The following is a 14777-nucleotide window of genomic DNA, read 5'->3' as shown; positions in this document are numbered from 1 at the left end:
CGTGCGCCCGATCCTCGCCCTGCTGTTGTGCCTCGCCCTCCCCGCCCACGCCGAGGGCTTCATCACCCGCCTGCTGAACAAGCCGGTGCCCGGCGGCGTGGCGGTGCTCGACCTGGGCGACGGCGCCCAGGCGCCCCAGGCGCGCTACCAGGGCAAGCCGGTGCTGGTGGTGCGCGAGGACGGCGCGCACTGGATCGCCATCGTCGGCATCCCGCTCACGGTCAAGCCCGGCGAGCAGCGCCTGGAGGCCGACGGCCGCAGCCTGAGCTTCAGCGTCGGCGCCAAGCACTACCGCGAGCAGCGCATCACCCTGAAGAACAAGGAACAGGTCAACCCGAGCCCGAAGAACCTGGCCCGCATCGAACGCGAGCTGGCCGAGCAGACCGCCGCCTACCGCCAGTTCAGCCCGCGCCAGCCGAGCAACCTGCTGTTCGACAAGCCGGTCAATGGCCCGCTGTCCTCGCCCTTCGGCCTGCGCCGCTTCTTCAACGGCGAGGAGCGCAACCCGCACTCCGGGCTGGACTTCGCCGTGGGCGCCGGCACGCCGATCAAGGCGCCCGCCGCCGGCAAGGTGATCCTGATCGGCGACTACTTCTTCAACGGCAAGACGGTGTTCGTCGACCACGGCCAGGGGCTGATCAGCATGTTCTGCCACATGTCCAAGGTGGACGTGCAGCTCGGCCAGGAGCTGCCGCGCGGCGGCGTGGTCGGCCGCGTCGGCGCCACCGGACGCGCCACCGGCCCGCACATGCACTGGAACGTCAGCCTCAACGACGCACGGGTCGACCCGGCCATCTTCATCGGCGCCTTCCAGCCCTGAGAATCCGAGGGCGCCCGCCAGAGCGGCCCTGCGCGACGCGCCAGGCATTGCAAAGCGCCGCCGCGGCCATGACAATGCGAGCAATTATCAAATGCAACGCAGTGCCCCATGCCCGGCGACACCCTCCATACCTTCTATAGCGACCACCACGGCTGGCTGAAGTCCTGGCTGCGCGCGCGCCTGGGCAACGCCGCCGATGCCGCGGACTTCGCCCAGGACACCTTCCTGCGCGTCATGCAGCGCTGCGACCTCGGCGCCATCGACACGCCGCGGGCGTTCCTGCGCACGGTCGCCCGCGGCCTGGTGATCGACCACTGGCGGCGGGAGGAACTGCAGCGCGCCTGGCTGGAAAGCCTGGCCCACCTGCCCGAGGCCGAGGCGCCGTCGCCGGAAGCCCGGGAGGTGGTGCTGGAACTGCTCGAACGCATCGCCCGCATGCTCGACGGCCTCAAGCCGAGGGTGCGCAGCGCCTTCCTGCTGGCCCAGTGCGAGGGCCTGACCCACGTGCAGATCGCCGAGCGCCTCGGCGTGTCGGTGCGCTCCGTGGAGCGCTACGTGGCCGAGGCGCTGTACCACTGCTACCTGCTGCGCTACGGCGACGAGGCCGAGACATGAGCGGCAGCCCGCACAACGACGCTGAGGCGCTGCGCGTGCGCCAGGCCATCGACTGGCTGGTGCGCCTGCAGCACAGCGACGACCCCGCCCTGCGCCAGCAATGCGAGCACTGGCGCCGCCAGGACGCCCGCCACGAACGGGCCTGGCAGCGCATCAGCGGCCTGCACCGGGAAATCTCCCGCGACCTCGGCGCCCTGCCCGGCGGCACCGTGGCCACCCTGGAGAACTCGGCGCGCCGCCTGCAACGGCGCCAGGCGCTCAAGCTGCTGTCGCTGGCCACGGTGGCCGGCGGCGCCGCCTGGCTGGGCCGCGACATCGGCCTGGCCCAGCCGCTGCTGGCCGACCAGGCCACCGCCGTGGGCGAGCGCCGCCGGCTGCCGCTGGGCGACGGCAGCACCCTGGACCTCAACACCGACAGCGCCGTCGACCTGCAGCTGGACGGCGCACAGCGCCTGATCGTGCTGCGCCGCGGCGAACTGTTCCTCGACTGCCGCCCGGGCGGCGCGACGCCGCTGCGCGTGCGCACCCCGGACGGCCTGTTCGAGGCCGCTCCCGACAGCCGCTTCGGCCTGCGCCTGGGCGACGCCGGCACCTGCCTCAGCGTCGACCAGGGCAGCGTCGCCTTCGGCGAGCCGCCACTCAGCGCCGGCGCCGGCCAGCGCTACCTGATTGCAGGCGGCGAGGCCGATCTGCTGCCGACCCAGGCGCTGGAGCCGAACGCCTGGCGCGACGGCCTGATCGTCACCCGCGACATGCGCCTGGACCACTTCCTCGAGGAAGTCGGCCGCTACCGCCCGGGCCACCTGGGCTACGCGCCGGACGTCGCCGGGCTGCGCCTGTCCGGCGTGTTCCGCCTGGCCGACACCGACGAACTGCTGCGGGTGCTGGCCCGCACCCTGCCCGTGCGTACCCGCTACATGACCCGCTGGTGGGTGCGCGTCGAGGCCGCCTGAAGCCCGGCGGTCCGGTAGGGTGCGCCGCGCGCACCTGACGCCACGCCACACACGCAACCGGTGCAATGGGGCCATATGAAAGAACTGAAGAATTTCTGTCGGGTTCTGCGGGGATGGATCGGCAGGGAATAAGAACCATTCCTGCCACGAGCCGTTTCCGCCCATGACCATGTCCATCTCCCGACCGATTCCCGCCCTCTCGCCCCTGAGCCGTGCCCTGCGCGGCGCACTGTTCGGCGCCGCCCTGGGGCTGAGCGCCGCCCCCCTCGCCGTACAGGCGGCCGACGCGCCCGGCGCGGCCAGCGCCCGCCACTACGAGATTCCCGCCGGCACTCTGGCAGACGCCCTCAACCAGTTCGCCCGCGCCGCCGGCATCACCCTCGCCAGCACGCCGCAGCAGACCGCCGGCCGCACCTCGCCGGGGCTGCAGGGCGACTACGACGTCAGCCAGGGCCTGGCCCGGCTGCTCCAGGGCAGCGGCCTGCAGGCCCTGGACCAGGGCAACGGCAGCTTCGTGCTGAGCGAGCAGGTGGACGCCGGCGCCGCTGTCGAACTGGGCGCCACCAGCGTCAGCGCGGTCGGCCTGGGCGCCATCACCGAGGGCAGCGACTCCTACACCACTGGCGCCGTGAACATCGGCAAGGCGCCGCAGTCGCTGCGCCGCACCCCGCAGTCGGTCAGCGTGCTCACCGAGCGGCGCCTGAAGGACCAGAACCTGAACAACCTGACCCAGGTTCTCGAGCAGACCCCGGGCGTCGTGGTCGACTACACCGACAGCGAGCGGGTCAACTACTACTCGCGCGGGTTCTCCATCGACGCCATCCAGTTCGACGGCGCCACCGTCGCCCAGGGCGCGGGCGGCGGCAGCTTCATCCAGCCCGACACGGCCACCCTCGACCACGTGGAAGTCCTGCGGGGCGCCAGCGGCATGCTGCGCGGCGCCGGCAACCCCTCGGGCACGGTGAACATGGTGCGCAAACGCCCCACCCGGGACTTCCAGGGCTCGGCCAGCTACACCCTGGGCTCCTGGGAAGCCAACCGCTACGTGGCCGACCTGTCGGGACCGCTGGTGGACGGCGGCGCGATCCGCGGCCGCGTGATCGCCGTGCACGACGACAAGGACTTCTTCCAGGACACCCGCATGGAGCGCAAGAACGTGCTCTATACCGTGCTGGCCGCCGACCTCGGCGCAAACACCACGCTGACCGGGGGGCTGGAATACACCGAACTGGATGCCACCGGCGCCTGGGGCAACCTGCCGGCGGACTTCGACGGCTCGCCGCTGCCGTTCTCCCGCGATACCTTCCTCGGCGCCAACTGGGCCCGCTGGGACCGTACCGGCACGCAGTACTTCGCCGAGCTGGAGCACGTCTTCGACAATGGCTGGACGCTCAAGCTGAACGGCAGCCGCAACCGCTTCGCCTACAAGGACCACGGCTTCCAGCAGACCAACCTGGCGCGGCCGAGAGGCGCCACCGATCCCTACCTGTGGGACGTGTCCTACAACTTCAGCGACGGCGGCGGCAGGACCCTGCACACCAACCTGGGAGCCGTGCTGGACGGCACCTTCAACCTGCTGGGCAGGGAACACCGCCTGACCGTCGGCGCCGAGCGCTACGAGTCCGACAGCATCGGCGTCGAGTCTGTGTGGGGCTACAACGCCCGTGGCGTCGACCTGCGCAACTGGAACCCGTCGCAGGTCAACAAGGACCGCACCAGCCCGACAGCCAACCCGCAGACCCACACCATCACCACCCAGGAAGCCCTCTACGCCAGCTGGAACATCTCGCTGGCCGATCCGCTCACCGCCATTCTCGGCGCGCGCCTGAACTGGTACGACTTCGACCAGCGCACCAGCACGACCGGCGACTACCGGGTCAATCGGGAGGTGGTGCCCTACGCCGCCCTCATCTACGACCTGAACGAGGCCATCAGCGCCTACGCCAGCTACACCGAGATATTCTCCCCGCAGGCGGTGTTCGACAGCACGGGCTCGGTAATCGAACCCATGACCGGCGAAGTGTACGAAGTGGGCCTCAAGGGCGAATTCTACGAGGGCCGCCTGAACAGCGCCGTCTCGGTGTTCCGCACCAACCTGATCGGCAAGGCGCTGGACGACCCTTCGATCACCGACGGCGTTCAGCAATGCCCGCCGTACTACCCCACCGGGTTCTGCAAGTCCGCTTCGGGCAAGAGCCGCAGCGAGGGCGTGGAACTGGAGATTTCCGGCGAGCTGATGCCCGGCTGGCAGGTCGCCGGCGGCTATACCTACACCACCACCGAGTACCTGAAGGACACCGCCGCCAACGCCGGCAACGTCCTGCGCACCACGGACCCGAAACACCTGCTGCGCCTGTTCACCACCTACCAGCTGCCCGGCGCCTATTCCGCCTGGACCGTGGGTGGCGGCGTGCAGGCGCAAAGCGACATCTACTCGGTCAACGGCGCCGCACGTGCCGAACAGGGCGGCTATGCGATCTACAACGCGATGCTGGGGTATCGCTTCAACGAGCACTACTCGGTCCAGTTCAACGCCAACAATCTCTTCGACAAGTACTACTACGAGAAGATTGGCGCCATCGGCGTGAACTACTACTACGGTGAGCCGCGCAACTTCTCCCTCGCCCTGCGCGGCGAGTTCTGACCTTCGCGGGGCGGCGCGCGCCGCCCCGTCTGCCTCAGGGCGCCTTCTTCTCCACCCTCTCCAGCCGGTACAGACTCTCGATCTGGCAGGTCTGGGGAATGTCGCCCATGTCCGTCACGGTGATGTGGTCCATGCGGGTCAACTGGCCCACCGTCGAGCTGAAGCCGATGATGCTGGAGAAGCCGAGCCGGTCGCACGGCCGGGTGAACTCCACCAGATAGCGCCGCGCCGGCGCGCGGCCCACGCTGATGTGGCGCTTGTCCAGGTACTCCCAGCCGCCGATGTCATAGCGCGATATCGCCTGCACGGCCTCGCCCTGGCGCAGCCCGAGCCTGGCCAGGTGTTCGTCCAGCGGCAGCTGGTCGTTGCGCGGGCCGCTGGCGCAGCCGGCCAGCAGCCCCAGCAACGCGACAAAAACAGTTCTCATGATCTCTCTCCTGACAGGTCAGACAGGTTTGGTAAGAAAACCGGCCGGCATTACCCACCGCTCCTTGTTAGGGTAATGCACTTTGCCGCGCCCCGGCCGGCCACCGGAAACACCACCTGTCGAGGAGACCCATGCCCGAACAGTATCGCGAAGCCCTGCAATGGCTTGAACAGCACCCGCAACTCTTCACCCTGATCGGCGCCAGCCTGCTGGTACTGGCCGCCTGGATCGCCAACTGGCTGGTCAAGCGCATCCTCCTGCGCGGCCTGTACCGCGCGCTGCGCGCCACCGCCCTGGGCCAGGACAGCGTGCTCAACGACTCCAAGGTCATCGCCCGCCTGGCCAACATCGTCCCGGCGCTGATCCTGTCCCTCGGCGTGGGCCTGATCGCCGGCCTGCCGGCCGAGGTGGTCACCGTGGTGCGCAATGTCTGCGGCGCCTTCGTGGTGCTGACCCTGGCGCTGGCGATCAGCGAGGTGCTGGGCCTGGTCAACACCCTCTACCAGCGCCGCCCCGACGCCCACCTGCGGCCCATCAAGGGCTACGTGCAGGTGCTCAAGATCGCCGTGTTCGCCATCGCCGCGATCCTCATCATCGCCGCGCTGATCGACCGCTCGCCGCTGATCCTGCTGTCCGGCCTCGGCGCCATGGCCGCGGTGCTGCTGCTGATCTTCCAGGACACCCTGCTGTCGCTGGTGGCCAGCGTGCAGATCAGCTCCAACGACATCATCCGCGTCGGCGACTGGGTGGAGATGCCGCAGCTCAACGCCGACGGCGACGTCATCGACATCGCCCTGCACACGGTCAAGGTGCAGAACTGGGACAAGACCATCACCACCATCCCCACCAAGCGCTTCATCACCGACTCGTTCAAGAACTGGCGCGGCATGCAGGAGTCCGGCGGCCGGCGCATCAAGCGCTGCCTGCACCTCGACCAGAACAGCGTGCGCTTCCTCGACGCCGAGGGCCTGGAGCAACTGCACCGCTTCGACCTGATCGGCGACTACCTGGAACAGAAGCGCGCCGAGCTGCAGCAGTACAACGCCGGCTTCGGCGACCCGCTCAACGGCCGCCAGCTGACCAACCTCGGCACCTTCCGCGCCTACGTCGAGCGCTACCTGCGCAACCACCCCGAGGTACACCCGCAGATGACCCTGCTGGTGCGCCACCTGCAACCGGGCGAGAGCGGCCTGCCGCTGGAGATCTACTGCTTCACCAACACCGTGGCGTGGGCGCAGTACGAGCGCATCCAGGCGGACATCTTCGATCACCTGCTGGCGATCCTGCCCGCCTTCGGCCTGCGCGTGTTCCAGAACCCCGGCGGCGCGGACTTCCAGCGCCTGGCGGGCGCCGACCGCTGATCCGCCCCGGGCGCGTGGCGAGACCGCGCGCCCGGACGCAAGCCGCTCTCGCCGAACGCCACGATCAGGCAATAAAAATCCTATAAAAAACCAATTGCGCGATTTTCTGGCGTTTTTCCGAGAAGCCTTGCCAGCTTTCACCTCGCTGATTAAGGTGAACGCCATGAAAACCGCCCACACCCTCATCCTGCTGCGTCAATACGCCTGCCAGCGCCTGGTCAGCCCGCGACTGCGCGGCTGAGCCCCCTCCCCCCCGACGCACCACCGAATTCGCGATTCGCCCCGGCCTGCCGCCGACACAAGGATCTAGCCCGATGACCATGCTCAAAGACCCGTCCCAGAAGTACCGCCCGTTCACGCCGATCCAGCTCCCGGACCGCACCTGGCCGGACAAGATCATCGACAAGGCGCCGATCTGGCTGTCCACCGACCTGCGCGACGGCAACCAGTCGCTGATCGAGCCGATGGACGCCGAGAAGAAGATGCGCTTCTTCAAGTGCCTGGTGCAGGTGGGTCTCAAGGAGATCGAAGTGGGCTTCCCGTCCGCCTCGCAGACCGACTTCGACTTCGTCCGCGAACTGATCGAAGGCGGCCACATCCCCGACGACGTGACCATCCAGGTGCTGACCCAGGCCCGTGACGACCTCATCGAGCGCACCTTCGAGTCCCTCAAGGGCGCGAAGAAGGCCATCGTCCACTACTACAACGCCTGCGCGCCGAGCTTCCGCAAGATCGTCTTCAACCAGGACAAGGCGGGTGTCAAGGCCATCGCCGTGGCCGCCGGCAAGACCATCAAGCGCCTGGCCGACGCCGCGCCGGAAACCCGCTGGGGCTTCGAGTACTCGCCGGAGGTGTTCAGCAGCACCGAGACCGACTTCGCCGTCGAGGTGTGCAACGCGGTGATCGACGTGTTCCAGCCGACCCCGGCCAACCGCCTGATCCTCAACCTGCCGGCGACCATCGAGTGCGCCACGCCGAACCACTACGCCGACCAGATCGAGTGGTTCGGCCGCCACATCGACAAGCGCGACAGCGTGATCATCAGCCTGCACACCCACAACGACCGCGGCACCGGCGTGGCCGCCTCGGAACTGGCACTGATGGCCGGCGCCGACCGCGTGGAAGGCTGCCTGTTCGGCAACGGCGAGCGCACCGGCAACCTCTGCCTGGTGACCATGGCGCTGAACATGTACACCCAGGGCGTGCACCCGCAGCTCGACTTCTCCGATATCGACGCCGTGCGCAAGGTGGTCGAGGACTGCAACCAGATTCCGGTGCACCCGCGCCACCCGTATGTCGGCGACCTGGTCCACACCGCGTTCTCCGGCTCGCACCAGGACGCCATCCGCAAGGGCTTCGCCCAGCAGAAGGACGACGCCGTCTGGGAAGTGCCGTACCTGCCGATCGACCCGGCCGACATCGGCCGCGACTACGAGGCGGTGATCCGCGTCAACAGCCAGTCCGGCAAGGGCGGCATCACCTTCCTGCTCGAACAGGAGTACGGCATCACCCTGCCGCGCCGCCTGCAGATCGAGTTCAGCCAGGTGGTGCAGCGCGAGACCGACCGCCTCGGCCTGGAGATGACCGCCCAGCAGATTCATCGCCTGTTGCAGAGCGAGTACCTCGAGGCCGACAGCCCCTACGCGCTGAAGGGCCATCGCCTGCAGGAAGAGAACGGCATCTGCACCGTGGACGTCGAGGTCAGCCACAACGGCGAGACGCGCCGCAAGCACGGCACCGGCAAGGGTCCGCTGGAGGCACTGGTCGCCGCGCTGCCGCAAAGCATCGAGATCATGGACTACCATGAGCACGCCATCAGCGCCGGCACCAACGCCCAGGCCGCGGCCTACATCGAGGTGCGCCTGAACGGTGGCCGCCCGCTGCACGGCATCGGCATCGACGAGAACCTGACCACCGCGACCTTCCGCGCCCTGTTCAGCGCGCTCAACCGCGCCCTGGCCCAGGCTTCTGGCGACAGCGCCGCGGCCTGATCCGGCGGCATCGGACACAGGGGGCTTCGGCCTAATGCCTGTCAGTTAAGAGAAACGCCGCGATTGCCCTGCTGGATCACGGCGTTTTTCCCTGGCTATGCCTGAGTCGGCCGTGCGAACAGACTCGGCCTTTGTGGGAGCGGTTGGGCGGCATTCCGATTGGCCGCGAAGCTTTGTTGTCAGCCCCGTTCGCGGACAAGTCCGCTCCCACAGGGTGGATGGCGCTCGCCAACCATTGAAAACACCTTAACTGACTGGCATTAGGCTTCGGCCCCCCTTTTCGTTCCGCCATCTCTGGGCATGGATTCGGCAGGATCGTGCAACCCCGCCGCCATCGCCCTGCACTAACCTCTCCTTCGGCCCATCGATCCGCCCAGGAGATTTCCATGAGCACGACCCTCGCCTACGCCGCCCAGAACCCACAGGCGCCAATGGCCCCCTTCGAGATCCAGCGCCGCGCCGTCGGCCCGGACGACGTGAAGATCGACATCCTCTACTGCGGCGTCTGCCACTCGGACCTGCACACCGCCCGCAACGAATGGAAGAACACCCTGTACCCCTCGGTGCCCGGCCACGAGATCATCGGCAAGGTGGTCGCCGTGGGCGCCAACGTCAGCGCCTTCAAGGTCGGCGACGTCGCCGGGGTCGGCTGCATGGTCGACAGCTGCAGCCACTGCGCCTCCTGCGCCGAAGGCCTGGAGCAGTACTGCGAGAACGGCTTCACCGGCACCTACAACGGCCCGGTGTTCGGCGGCGAGAACACCTACGGCGGCTACTCCGACAACATCGTGGTCGACCAGAAGTTCGTCCTGCGCATCCGCCACGCCGACAACCTGGCGGCGGTCGCCCCGCTGCTGTGCGCCGGCATCACCACCTACTCGCCGCTGCGCCAGTGGAAGGTCGGCCCGGGGCAGAAGGTCGGCGTGGTCGGCCTCGGCGGCCTCGGCCACATGGCGGTGAAGATCGCCAGCGCCATGGGCGCCCACGTGGTGCTGTTCACCACCTCGCCGAACAAGCGCGACGACGCCCTGCGCCTGGGTGCCGCCGAAGTGGTGGTGTCGAAGAACGCCGAGGAGATGGCGGCCCACGTCAACAGCTTCGACTTCATTCTCAACACCGTGGCTGCGCCGCACCCGCTCGACCCGTTCCTGGCCCTGCTCAAGCGCGACGCCACCATGACCCTGGTCGGCGCCCCCGAGTCGCCGCACCCGTCGCCGGACGTGTTCGGCCTGATCTTCAAGCGCCGCCGCATCGCCGGCTCGCTGATCGGCGGCATCGCCGAAACCCAGGAGATGCTCGACTTCTGCGCCGAGCACGGCATCGTCTCAGACATCGAGATGATCCCGATCCAGTCGATCAACCAGGCCTACGAACGCATGCTCAGGAGCGACGTGAAGTACCGCTTCGTGATCGACATGGCCTCCCTCAAGCAGGCTGGCGCCGCATAGGGCGGGTGGAACCCGCGGGTTTCACCCGCCCTACCGGGCCACGCAGTATTGCTGTTCACCGGGCACAACCAGTTGTTGGTGAACTCGCCCCTGTAGGAGCGGACTTGTCCGCGAATGGAGCTGACAACACAGCTTCGCGGCCAAGGCCGCTCCCACAGAGGTATCCAACACTCAATTGAGCCATAACCTGGCCCGGCGTTTTTCGCGGTTGCGGCTATTCAACCGACACAGGACCACCCAACGTGGTCATCTCGCCCTCGCCCACGCCGATCACCAGCGCCGCGCCGAACACCACCACGAGGAACGCCAGCAGGAACAGCAGGGAGATGCCGAACGCCCGCCAGTTGGAGCGGAAGGGGCCGGCGTGCCCCTCCATCGCCTCGCCGAACTGCGCCTTGGCGTACTGGTGCATGCCGATCACCTGGGCGACGGTCATGCCGATGCCCGCGCCGTCCGGCAGCCAGTAGCCGATCACCATCACGACGGCGAACAGGCCGATGGCCAGCCACCAGGTGTTGCGCACCCGCTCCTGAAGCCCCAGGGCGCGCAGGTTGTGGGCGGCGATGTAGGCGCCGGCCAGCGGCGTGCCGAAGAAGGTGGCGATGCCCACGGCACTCAGACGGTACAGCGGGCCGCTGGCCTGGCCGGCGGTGACCAGGTCGGCCTGGGGCGCCTGGTAGGGGTTGTTGTCGGGCTTGGCGTCCATGCGGATGTCTCCTGTCAGTTCGAGTCGAGGTGGAAGGTGTCGGCGTCCAGATGGGCCGGGAAGCGCTCGCGGTAGGCCGCCAGGTCGGCGGCGGGCAGACGCACACTGAACACGCCCGGGGCATCGCCCGGCGCCAGCAGGGCTTCGCCCTGGAAGTCCAGCACCTGGGAGTCGCCGCTGTAGGGGTGGCCGTTGCCGTCGCTGCCGATGCGGTTCACCGCCGCGACGTAGCACAGGTTCTCGATGGCCCGGGCCGGCAGCAGGCGGTTCCAGTGCTGGCGCCGCGCGGCCGGCCAGTTGGCGGTGTAGAGCAGCAGGTCGGTGTCACGCGGGTCGCGGCTCCACACCGGGAAGCGCAGGTCGTAGCAGATCAGCGGCCGCACCCTCCAGCCCTTCACCTCCAGCCGCACCTGCTCCTCGCCGGCGGCGTAGTGCTTGTGCTCGCCGGCCATGCGGAACAGGTGGCGCTTGTCGTAGTGCGCCAGCGAACCGTCCGGGCGCGCCCACAGCAGGCGGTTGCGGTAGCTGCCGTCGGCCGCCTGGATGATCAGGCTGCCGGTCACCACGGCGTCGATGCGCCGGGCCTGCTCGCGCAGCCAGGCCGTGGTGGGGCCGTCCTCCGGCTCGGCCAGCTCGGCCGAGCGCATGGAGAATCCGGTGCTGAACATCTCCGGCAGCACCACCAGATCAGCACCGCGCGCCTGCTCCAGCAACGGCTCGAAGCGCGCGCGGTTGGCCGCGGCGTCGTGCCAGTCCAGTTCGCTCTGGATCAGGGCCAGTTCGAGATCGGGTCTGCTATTCATGGGTAACTCCTGAAATCTTTGTGGGAGCGGCCTTGGCCGCGAAAACATCGCGGCCAAGGCCGCTCCCACTCCACTACACGGAGCGGAGCCTGTCGGCGGCCTGGCGCAGCGTCTCCTCGCGCTTGGCGAAGCAGAAGCGCACCAGGCGCAGGCCGGCTGGCGCCTGCTGGTAGAACACGGAAACCGGAATCGTCGCCACGCCGTGCTCGCGGGTCAGCCATTCGGCCATGGCCACGTCGTCCAGGTCCGGGCGGATCGCCGAGTAGTCGGCGAGCTGGAAGTAGGTGCCCGGCGCGCGGGTGAAGCGGAAGCGCGAGTCGGCCAGCAGATCGCAGAACAGGTCGCGCTTGGCCTGGTAGAAGGCCGGCAGCTCCTCGACATGCTCGGGATGCGCGGCCATGAAGTCGGCCAGCGCGTGCTGCAGCGGAGTCACCCCGCAGAAGTTGACGTACTGGTGGATCTTGCGCAGCTCGGCGGTCAGCGCTGGCGGCGCCACCACGTAGCCGGTCTTCCAGCCGGTGACGTGGTAGGTCTTGCCGAACGAGCTGACCACGTAGGCCCGGGCGTACAGCTCCTCGTGGGCCAGCACGCTGGCATGGCGGGCGCCGTCATAGATCAGGTGTTCGTAGACCTCGTCGCTGATGATGTGGATGTCGCGGCCACGGATCAGGTCGGCCAGGCGGTCCAGGTCCTCGCGGGTGAGCAGCGCGCCGCTGGGGTTGTGCGGCGAATTGAGGAAGATCAGGCGAGTGCGCGGGGTGATGGCGTCGGCCAGGCGCTGCCAGTCGACCGAGAAGTCCGGCAGCGCCAGCGGCACATGCACGCAGCGGCCGCCGGCCAGTTCCACCGAGGGCTCGTAGCTGTCGTAGCAGGGATCGAGGACGATGGCCTCGTCGCCCGCATGGATCAGCGCCTGCACCGCGCAGAAGATCGCCTCGGTGGCGCCGGGGGTGATGGTGATCTCGCTGTCCGCGTCGCGCTGCACGCCGTAGCTGCGGGCGAGCTTGGCCGCCACCTGCTGGCGCAGGGCCGGCAGACCGGTCATCGGCGAATACTGGTTGCGCCCCTCCAGCACATGCCGGGCTACCGCCTCGCGCAGCGCCTGCGGGCCGTCGAAGTCGGGAAAGCCCTGGGACAGGTTGAGCGCGCCGGTCTCCGCGGCGAGCTGGGACATGCGGGTGAAGATGGTGGTGCCGACATTGGGCAGCTTGCTGGCGAGCATCGGGACTTCCTCGGGGAAAGCTGCAAGCTACAAGCTTCAGGCCGCAAGAAAAAGCGGTCCGGCTCCATTTGCAGCTTGTCGCTTGCCGCTGTAACCAGGAGTAACCGGGTAGAGAGGCCCTGTACGAGCAAGGCAGGCAGGAAATTCCGTCATTCCCGCGCAGGCGGGAATCCAGTAGCCGCCTCGCTGGGCCCCCGCCTTCGCGGGGACGACGGGGTGTCGGGTTGTGCGTACAGCTGCTCCACCCGATTGCCCCGTGCTGGAAACTACCTTTTCTTGTCCTTGCGCTTCTTCTCGGCCTTCTTGTGGTGGCTCATCAGGCGCTTCTTGCGGTTCACCTGGCGCTCGGTGAGCTTGTTCTTCTTGCCCTCGAACGGGTTGTCGCCGCCCTTGTATTCGATGCGGATCGGCGTACCAACCAGCTTGAGCACGCGCCGGTAGGTGTTTTCCAGGTAGCGGGTGTAGGTCTTCGGTACCGAATCCACCTGGTTGCCGTGGATCACGATCAGCGGTGGGTTGGCGCCACCGAGGTGGGCGTAGCGCAGCTTGATGCGGCGGCCGTTGACGGTCGGCGGCTGGTGTTCCTGCACGCAGTCCTCGAGGATCTGGGTCAGGCGGTTGGTCGGCCAGCGGGTGACTGCGGCCTTGAAGGCGGTCTGCACCGACTTGTACAGGTGGCCGACGCCGGTGCCGTGCTTGGCCGAAATGAAGTGGATGTCGGCCCAGTCGACGAACATCAGCCGGCGTTCCAGTTCGGTCTTCACATAGTCCTTCTCGCCCTGCTCCATGCCGTCCCACTTGTTCAGGGCGATGACCAGCGCGCGGCCGGTCTCCAGCACGAAGCCGAGCAGGTTGAGGTCGTGTTCGACCACGCCCTCGCGGGCGTCCATCACGAAGATCACCACGTTGGCGTCCTGGATGGCCTGCAGGGTCTTGACCACCGAGAACTTCTCGACGGCCTCGAAGATCTTGCCGCGGCGGCGCACGCCGGCGGTGTCGATCAGGGTGTACTTCTCCTCGTCGCGCTCGAACGGGATATAGATGCTGTCCCGCGTCGTTCCCGCCTGGTCGTAGACGATCACCCGCTCCTCGCCGAGCATGCGGTTGACCAGGGTCGACTTGCCCACGTTGGGGCGGCCGATGATGGCGATCTTGATGCCGTCCTTCTCGCTCGGGCCGGGGATGCGCTTGGCCTCCTGCCCCTCGGCGACCACTTCTTCGGCCGGGGCTTCCGCGCCCTCCTCGCCTTCGACCGGCTCCGGCTCGCCATCGTCGCGGGGGAAGATGCCCAGCGCGGCCTCCAGCATCTGGGTGATGCCGCGGCCGTGGGCGGCAGCGATCGGCAGGGCGTCGCCCAGGCCCAGCGGGCTGAACTCGGCGCGGGCGATGTCCGGGTCGACGGTATCGACCTTGTTGGCGATCAGGAAGCGGCGCTTGTTCCGCTTGCGCAGATGCTCAGCGATCATCTGGTCGGCGGCGGTCATGCCGGCGCGCGAGTCGACCATGAACAGCACGGCGTCGGCTTCCTCGATGGCCTGCAGGGACTGCTCGGCCATCTTGGCGTCGATGCCTTCCTCGTCGCCGGAGATGCCGCCGGTGTCGATGACGATGTAGGTGCGCCCCTGCCACTTGGCCTCGCCGTACTGGCGATCGCGGGTCAGGCCCGCGTATTCGGCCACGATGGCGTCGCGGGTCTTGGTCAGGCGGTTGAACAGCGTCGACTTGCCGACGTTGGGGCGGCCCACCAGGGCGATTACAGGAACCATCGACATTTACCTCAGAAAACA

13 protein-coding genes are annotated in these 14777 nt (G+C 68.1%); 7 read left to right on the top strand and 6 right to left on the bottom strand.

Annotated elements, in window-relative coordinates:
- Nucleotide 1 precedes the first annotated feature (1 nt).
- The 4 genes from N7640_RS01020 (at nucleotide 2) to N7640_RS01005 (ending at nucleotide 5032) form a co-directional block, all read left to right on the top strand.
- Nucleotides 2-820 carry a peptidoglycan DD-metalloendopeptidase family protein gene (locus tag N7640_RS01020; protein WP_279903148.1) on the top strand — a complete coding sequence of 273 codons (819 nt, stop codon included), beginning with the start codon at nucleotides 2-4 and terminating at the stop codon, nucleotides 818-820.
- A gap of 108 nt (nucleotides 821-928) precedes the next feature.
- Nucleotides 929-1435: a sigma-70 family RNA polymerase sigma factor gene (locus N7640_RS01015; protein WP_279903149.1), complete on the top strand. Its 507-nt coding sequence runs from the start codon at nucleotides 929-931 to the stop codon at nucleotides 1433-1435.
- On the top strand, nucleotides 1432-2388 hold the full coding sequence (locus N7640_RS01010; protein WP_279903150.1) for a FecR family protein: 957 nt from the start codon (nucleotides 1432-1434) through the stop codon (nucleotides 2386-2388). Before N7640_RS01015 ends, N7640_RS01010 begins: the two co-directional genes overlap by 4 nt.
- A gap of 163 nt (nucleotides 2389-2551) precedes the next feature.
- A complete protein-coding gene (locus tag N7640_RS01005; RefSeq protein ID WP_279903151.1) occupies nucleotides 2552-5032 on the top strand; it encodes a TonB-dependent siderophore receptor in 2481 nt (826 codons plus the stop codon).
- Between the two features lie 34 nt (nucleotides 5033-5066).
- Here the strand turns inward: N7640_RS01005 and N7640_RS01000 are convergent, their stop codons facing one another.
- Nucleotides 5067-5459, bottom strand: a complete 393-nt coding sequence (locus tag N7640_RS01000) for a DUF6491 family protein (protein ID WP_279903152.1) — start codon at nucleotides 5457-5459, stop codon at nucleotides 5067-5069.
- Nucleotides 5460-5590: 131 nt separating this feature from the next.
- Here N7640_RS01000 and N7640_RS00995 point away from each other — a divergent pair, with 131 nt between their 5' ends.
- A complete protein-coding gene (locus N7640_RS00995; RefSeq protein WP_279903153.1) occupies nucleotides 5591-6820 on the top strand; it encodes a mechanosensitive ion channel family protein in 1230 nt (409 codons plus the stop codon).
- A gap of 64 nt (nucleotides 6821-6884) precedes the next feature.
- Here N7640_RS00995 and N7640_RS00990 read toward each other — a convergent pair whose 3' ends face one another.
- Nucleotides 6885-7148, bottom strand: a complete 264-nt coding sequence (locus N7640_RS00990) for a hypothetical protein (protein WP_279903154.1) — start codon at nucleotides 7146-7148, stop codon at nucleotides 6885-6887.
- Here N7640_RS00990 and leuA point away from each other — a divergent pair.
- Nucleotides 7135-8811 (top strand): 2-isopropylmalate synthase, encoded by a 1677-nt coding sequence (gene leuA, locus N7640_RS00985; RefSeq protein WP_279903155.1) that lies wholly within the window; start codon nucleotides 7135-7137, stop codon nucleotides 8809-8811. The two genes, N7640_RS00990 and leuA, sit on opposite strands and share 14 nt — an antisense overlap.
- Nucleotides 8812-9197: 386 nt before the next feature.
- Nucleotides 9198-10259 carry an NAD(P)-dependent alcohol dehydrogenase gene (locus tag N7640_RS00980; RefSeq protein WP_279903156.1) on the top strand — a complete coding sequence of 354 codons (1062 nt, stop codon included), beginning with the start codon at nucleotides 9198-9200 and terminating at the stop codon, nucleotides 10257-10259.
- A 214-nt stretch (nucleotides 10260-10473) separates the two neighbouring features.
- On the opposite strand, the gene N7640_RS00975 is transcribed toward N7640_RS00980, so the two are convergent.
- The 4 genes from N7640_RS00975 to der form a co-directional block, all read right to left on the bottom strand.
- Nucleotides 10474-10965 carry a hypothetical protein gene (locus tag N7640_RS00975; RefSeq protein ID WP_279903157.1) on the bottom strand — a complete coding sequence of 164 codons (492 nt, stop codon included), beginning with the start codon at nucleotides 10963-10965 and terminating at the stop codon, nucleotides 10474-10476.
- 14 nt (nucleotides 10966-10979) lie between these two features.
- Complete coding sequence (locus N7640_RS00970; protein ID WP_279903158.1) at nucleotides 10980-11768, bottom strand: amidohydrolase; 789 nt, start codon at nucleotides 11766-11768, stop codon at nucleotides 10980-10982.
- Between the two features lie 73 nt (nucleotides 11769-11841).
- On the bottom strand, nucleotides 11842-12990 hold the full coding sequence (locus N7640_RS00965) for a pyridoxal phosphate-dependent aminotransferase (RefSeq protein WP_279906168.1): 1149 nt from the start codon (nucleotides 12988-12990) through the stop codon (nucleotides 11842-11844).
- A 266-nt stretch (nucleotides 12991-13256) separates the two neighbouring features.
- Entirely contained in the window at nucleotides 13257-14756 is a 1500-nt protein-coding gene (der, locus tag N7640_RS00960; protein ID WP_220815492.1) for a ribosome biogenesis GTPase Der, read from the bottom strand.
- Nucleotides 14757-14777: the final 21 nt, after the last annotated feature.

The organism is Pseudomonas sp. GD04015 (genome assembly GCF_029837675.1).
Taxonomy (GTDB): domain Bacteria; phylum Pseudomonadota; class Gammaproteobacteria; order Pseudomonadales; family Pseudomonadaceae; genus Aquipseudomonas; species Aquipseudomonas paralcaligenes.
Note: the sequence above shows the minus strand (reverse complement) of the source record. Positions and strands in the feature narration are given on the sequence as shown.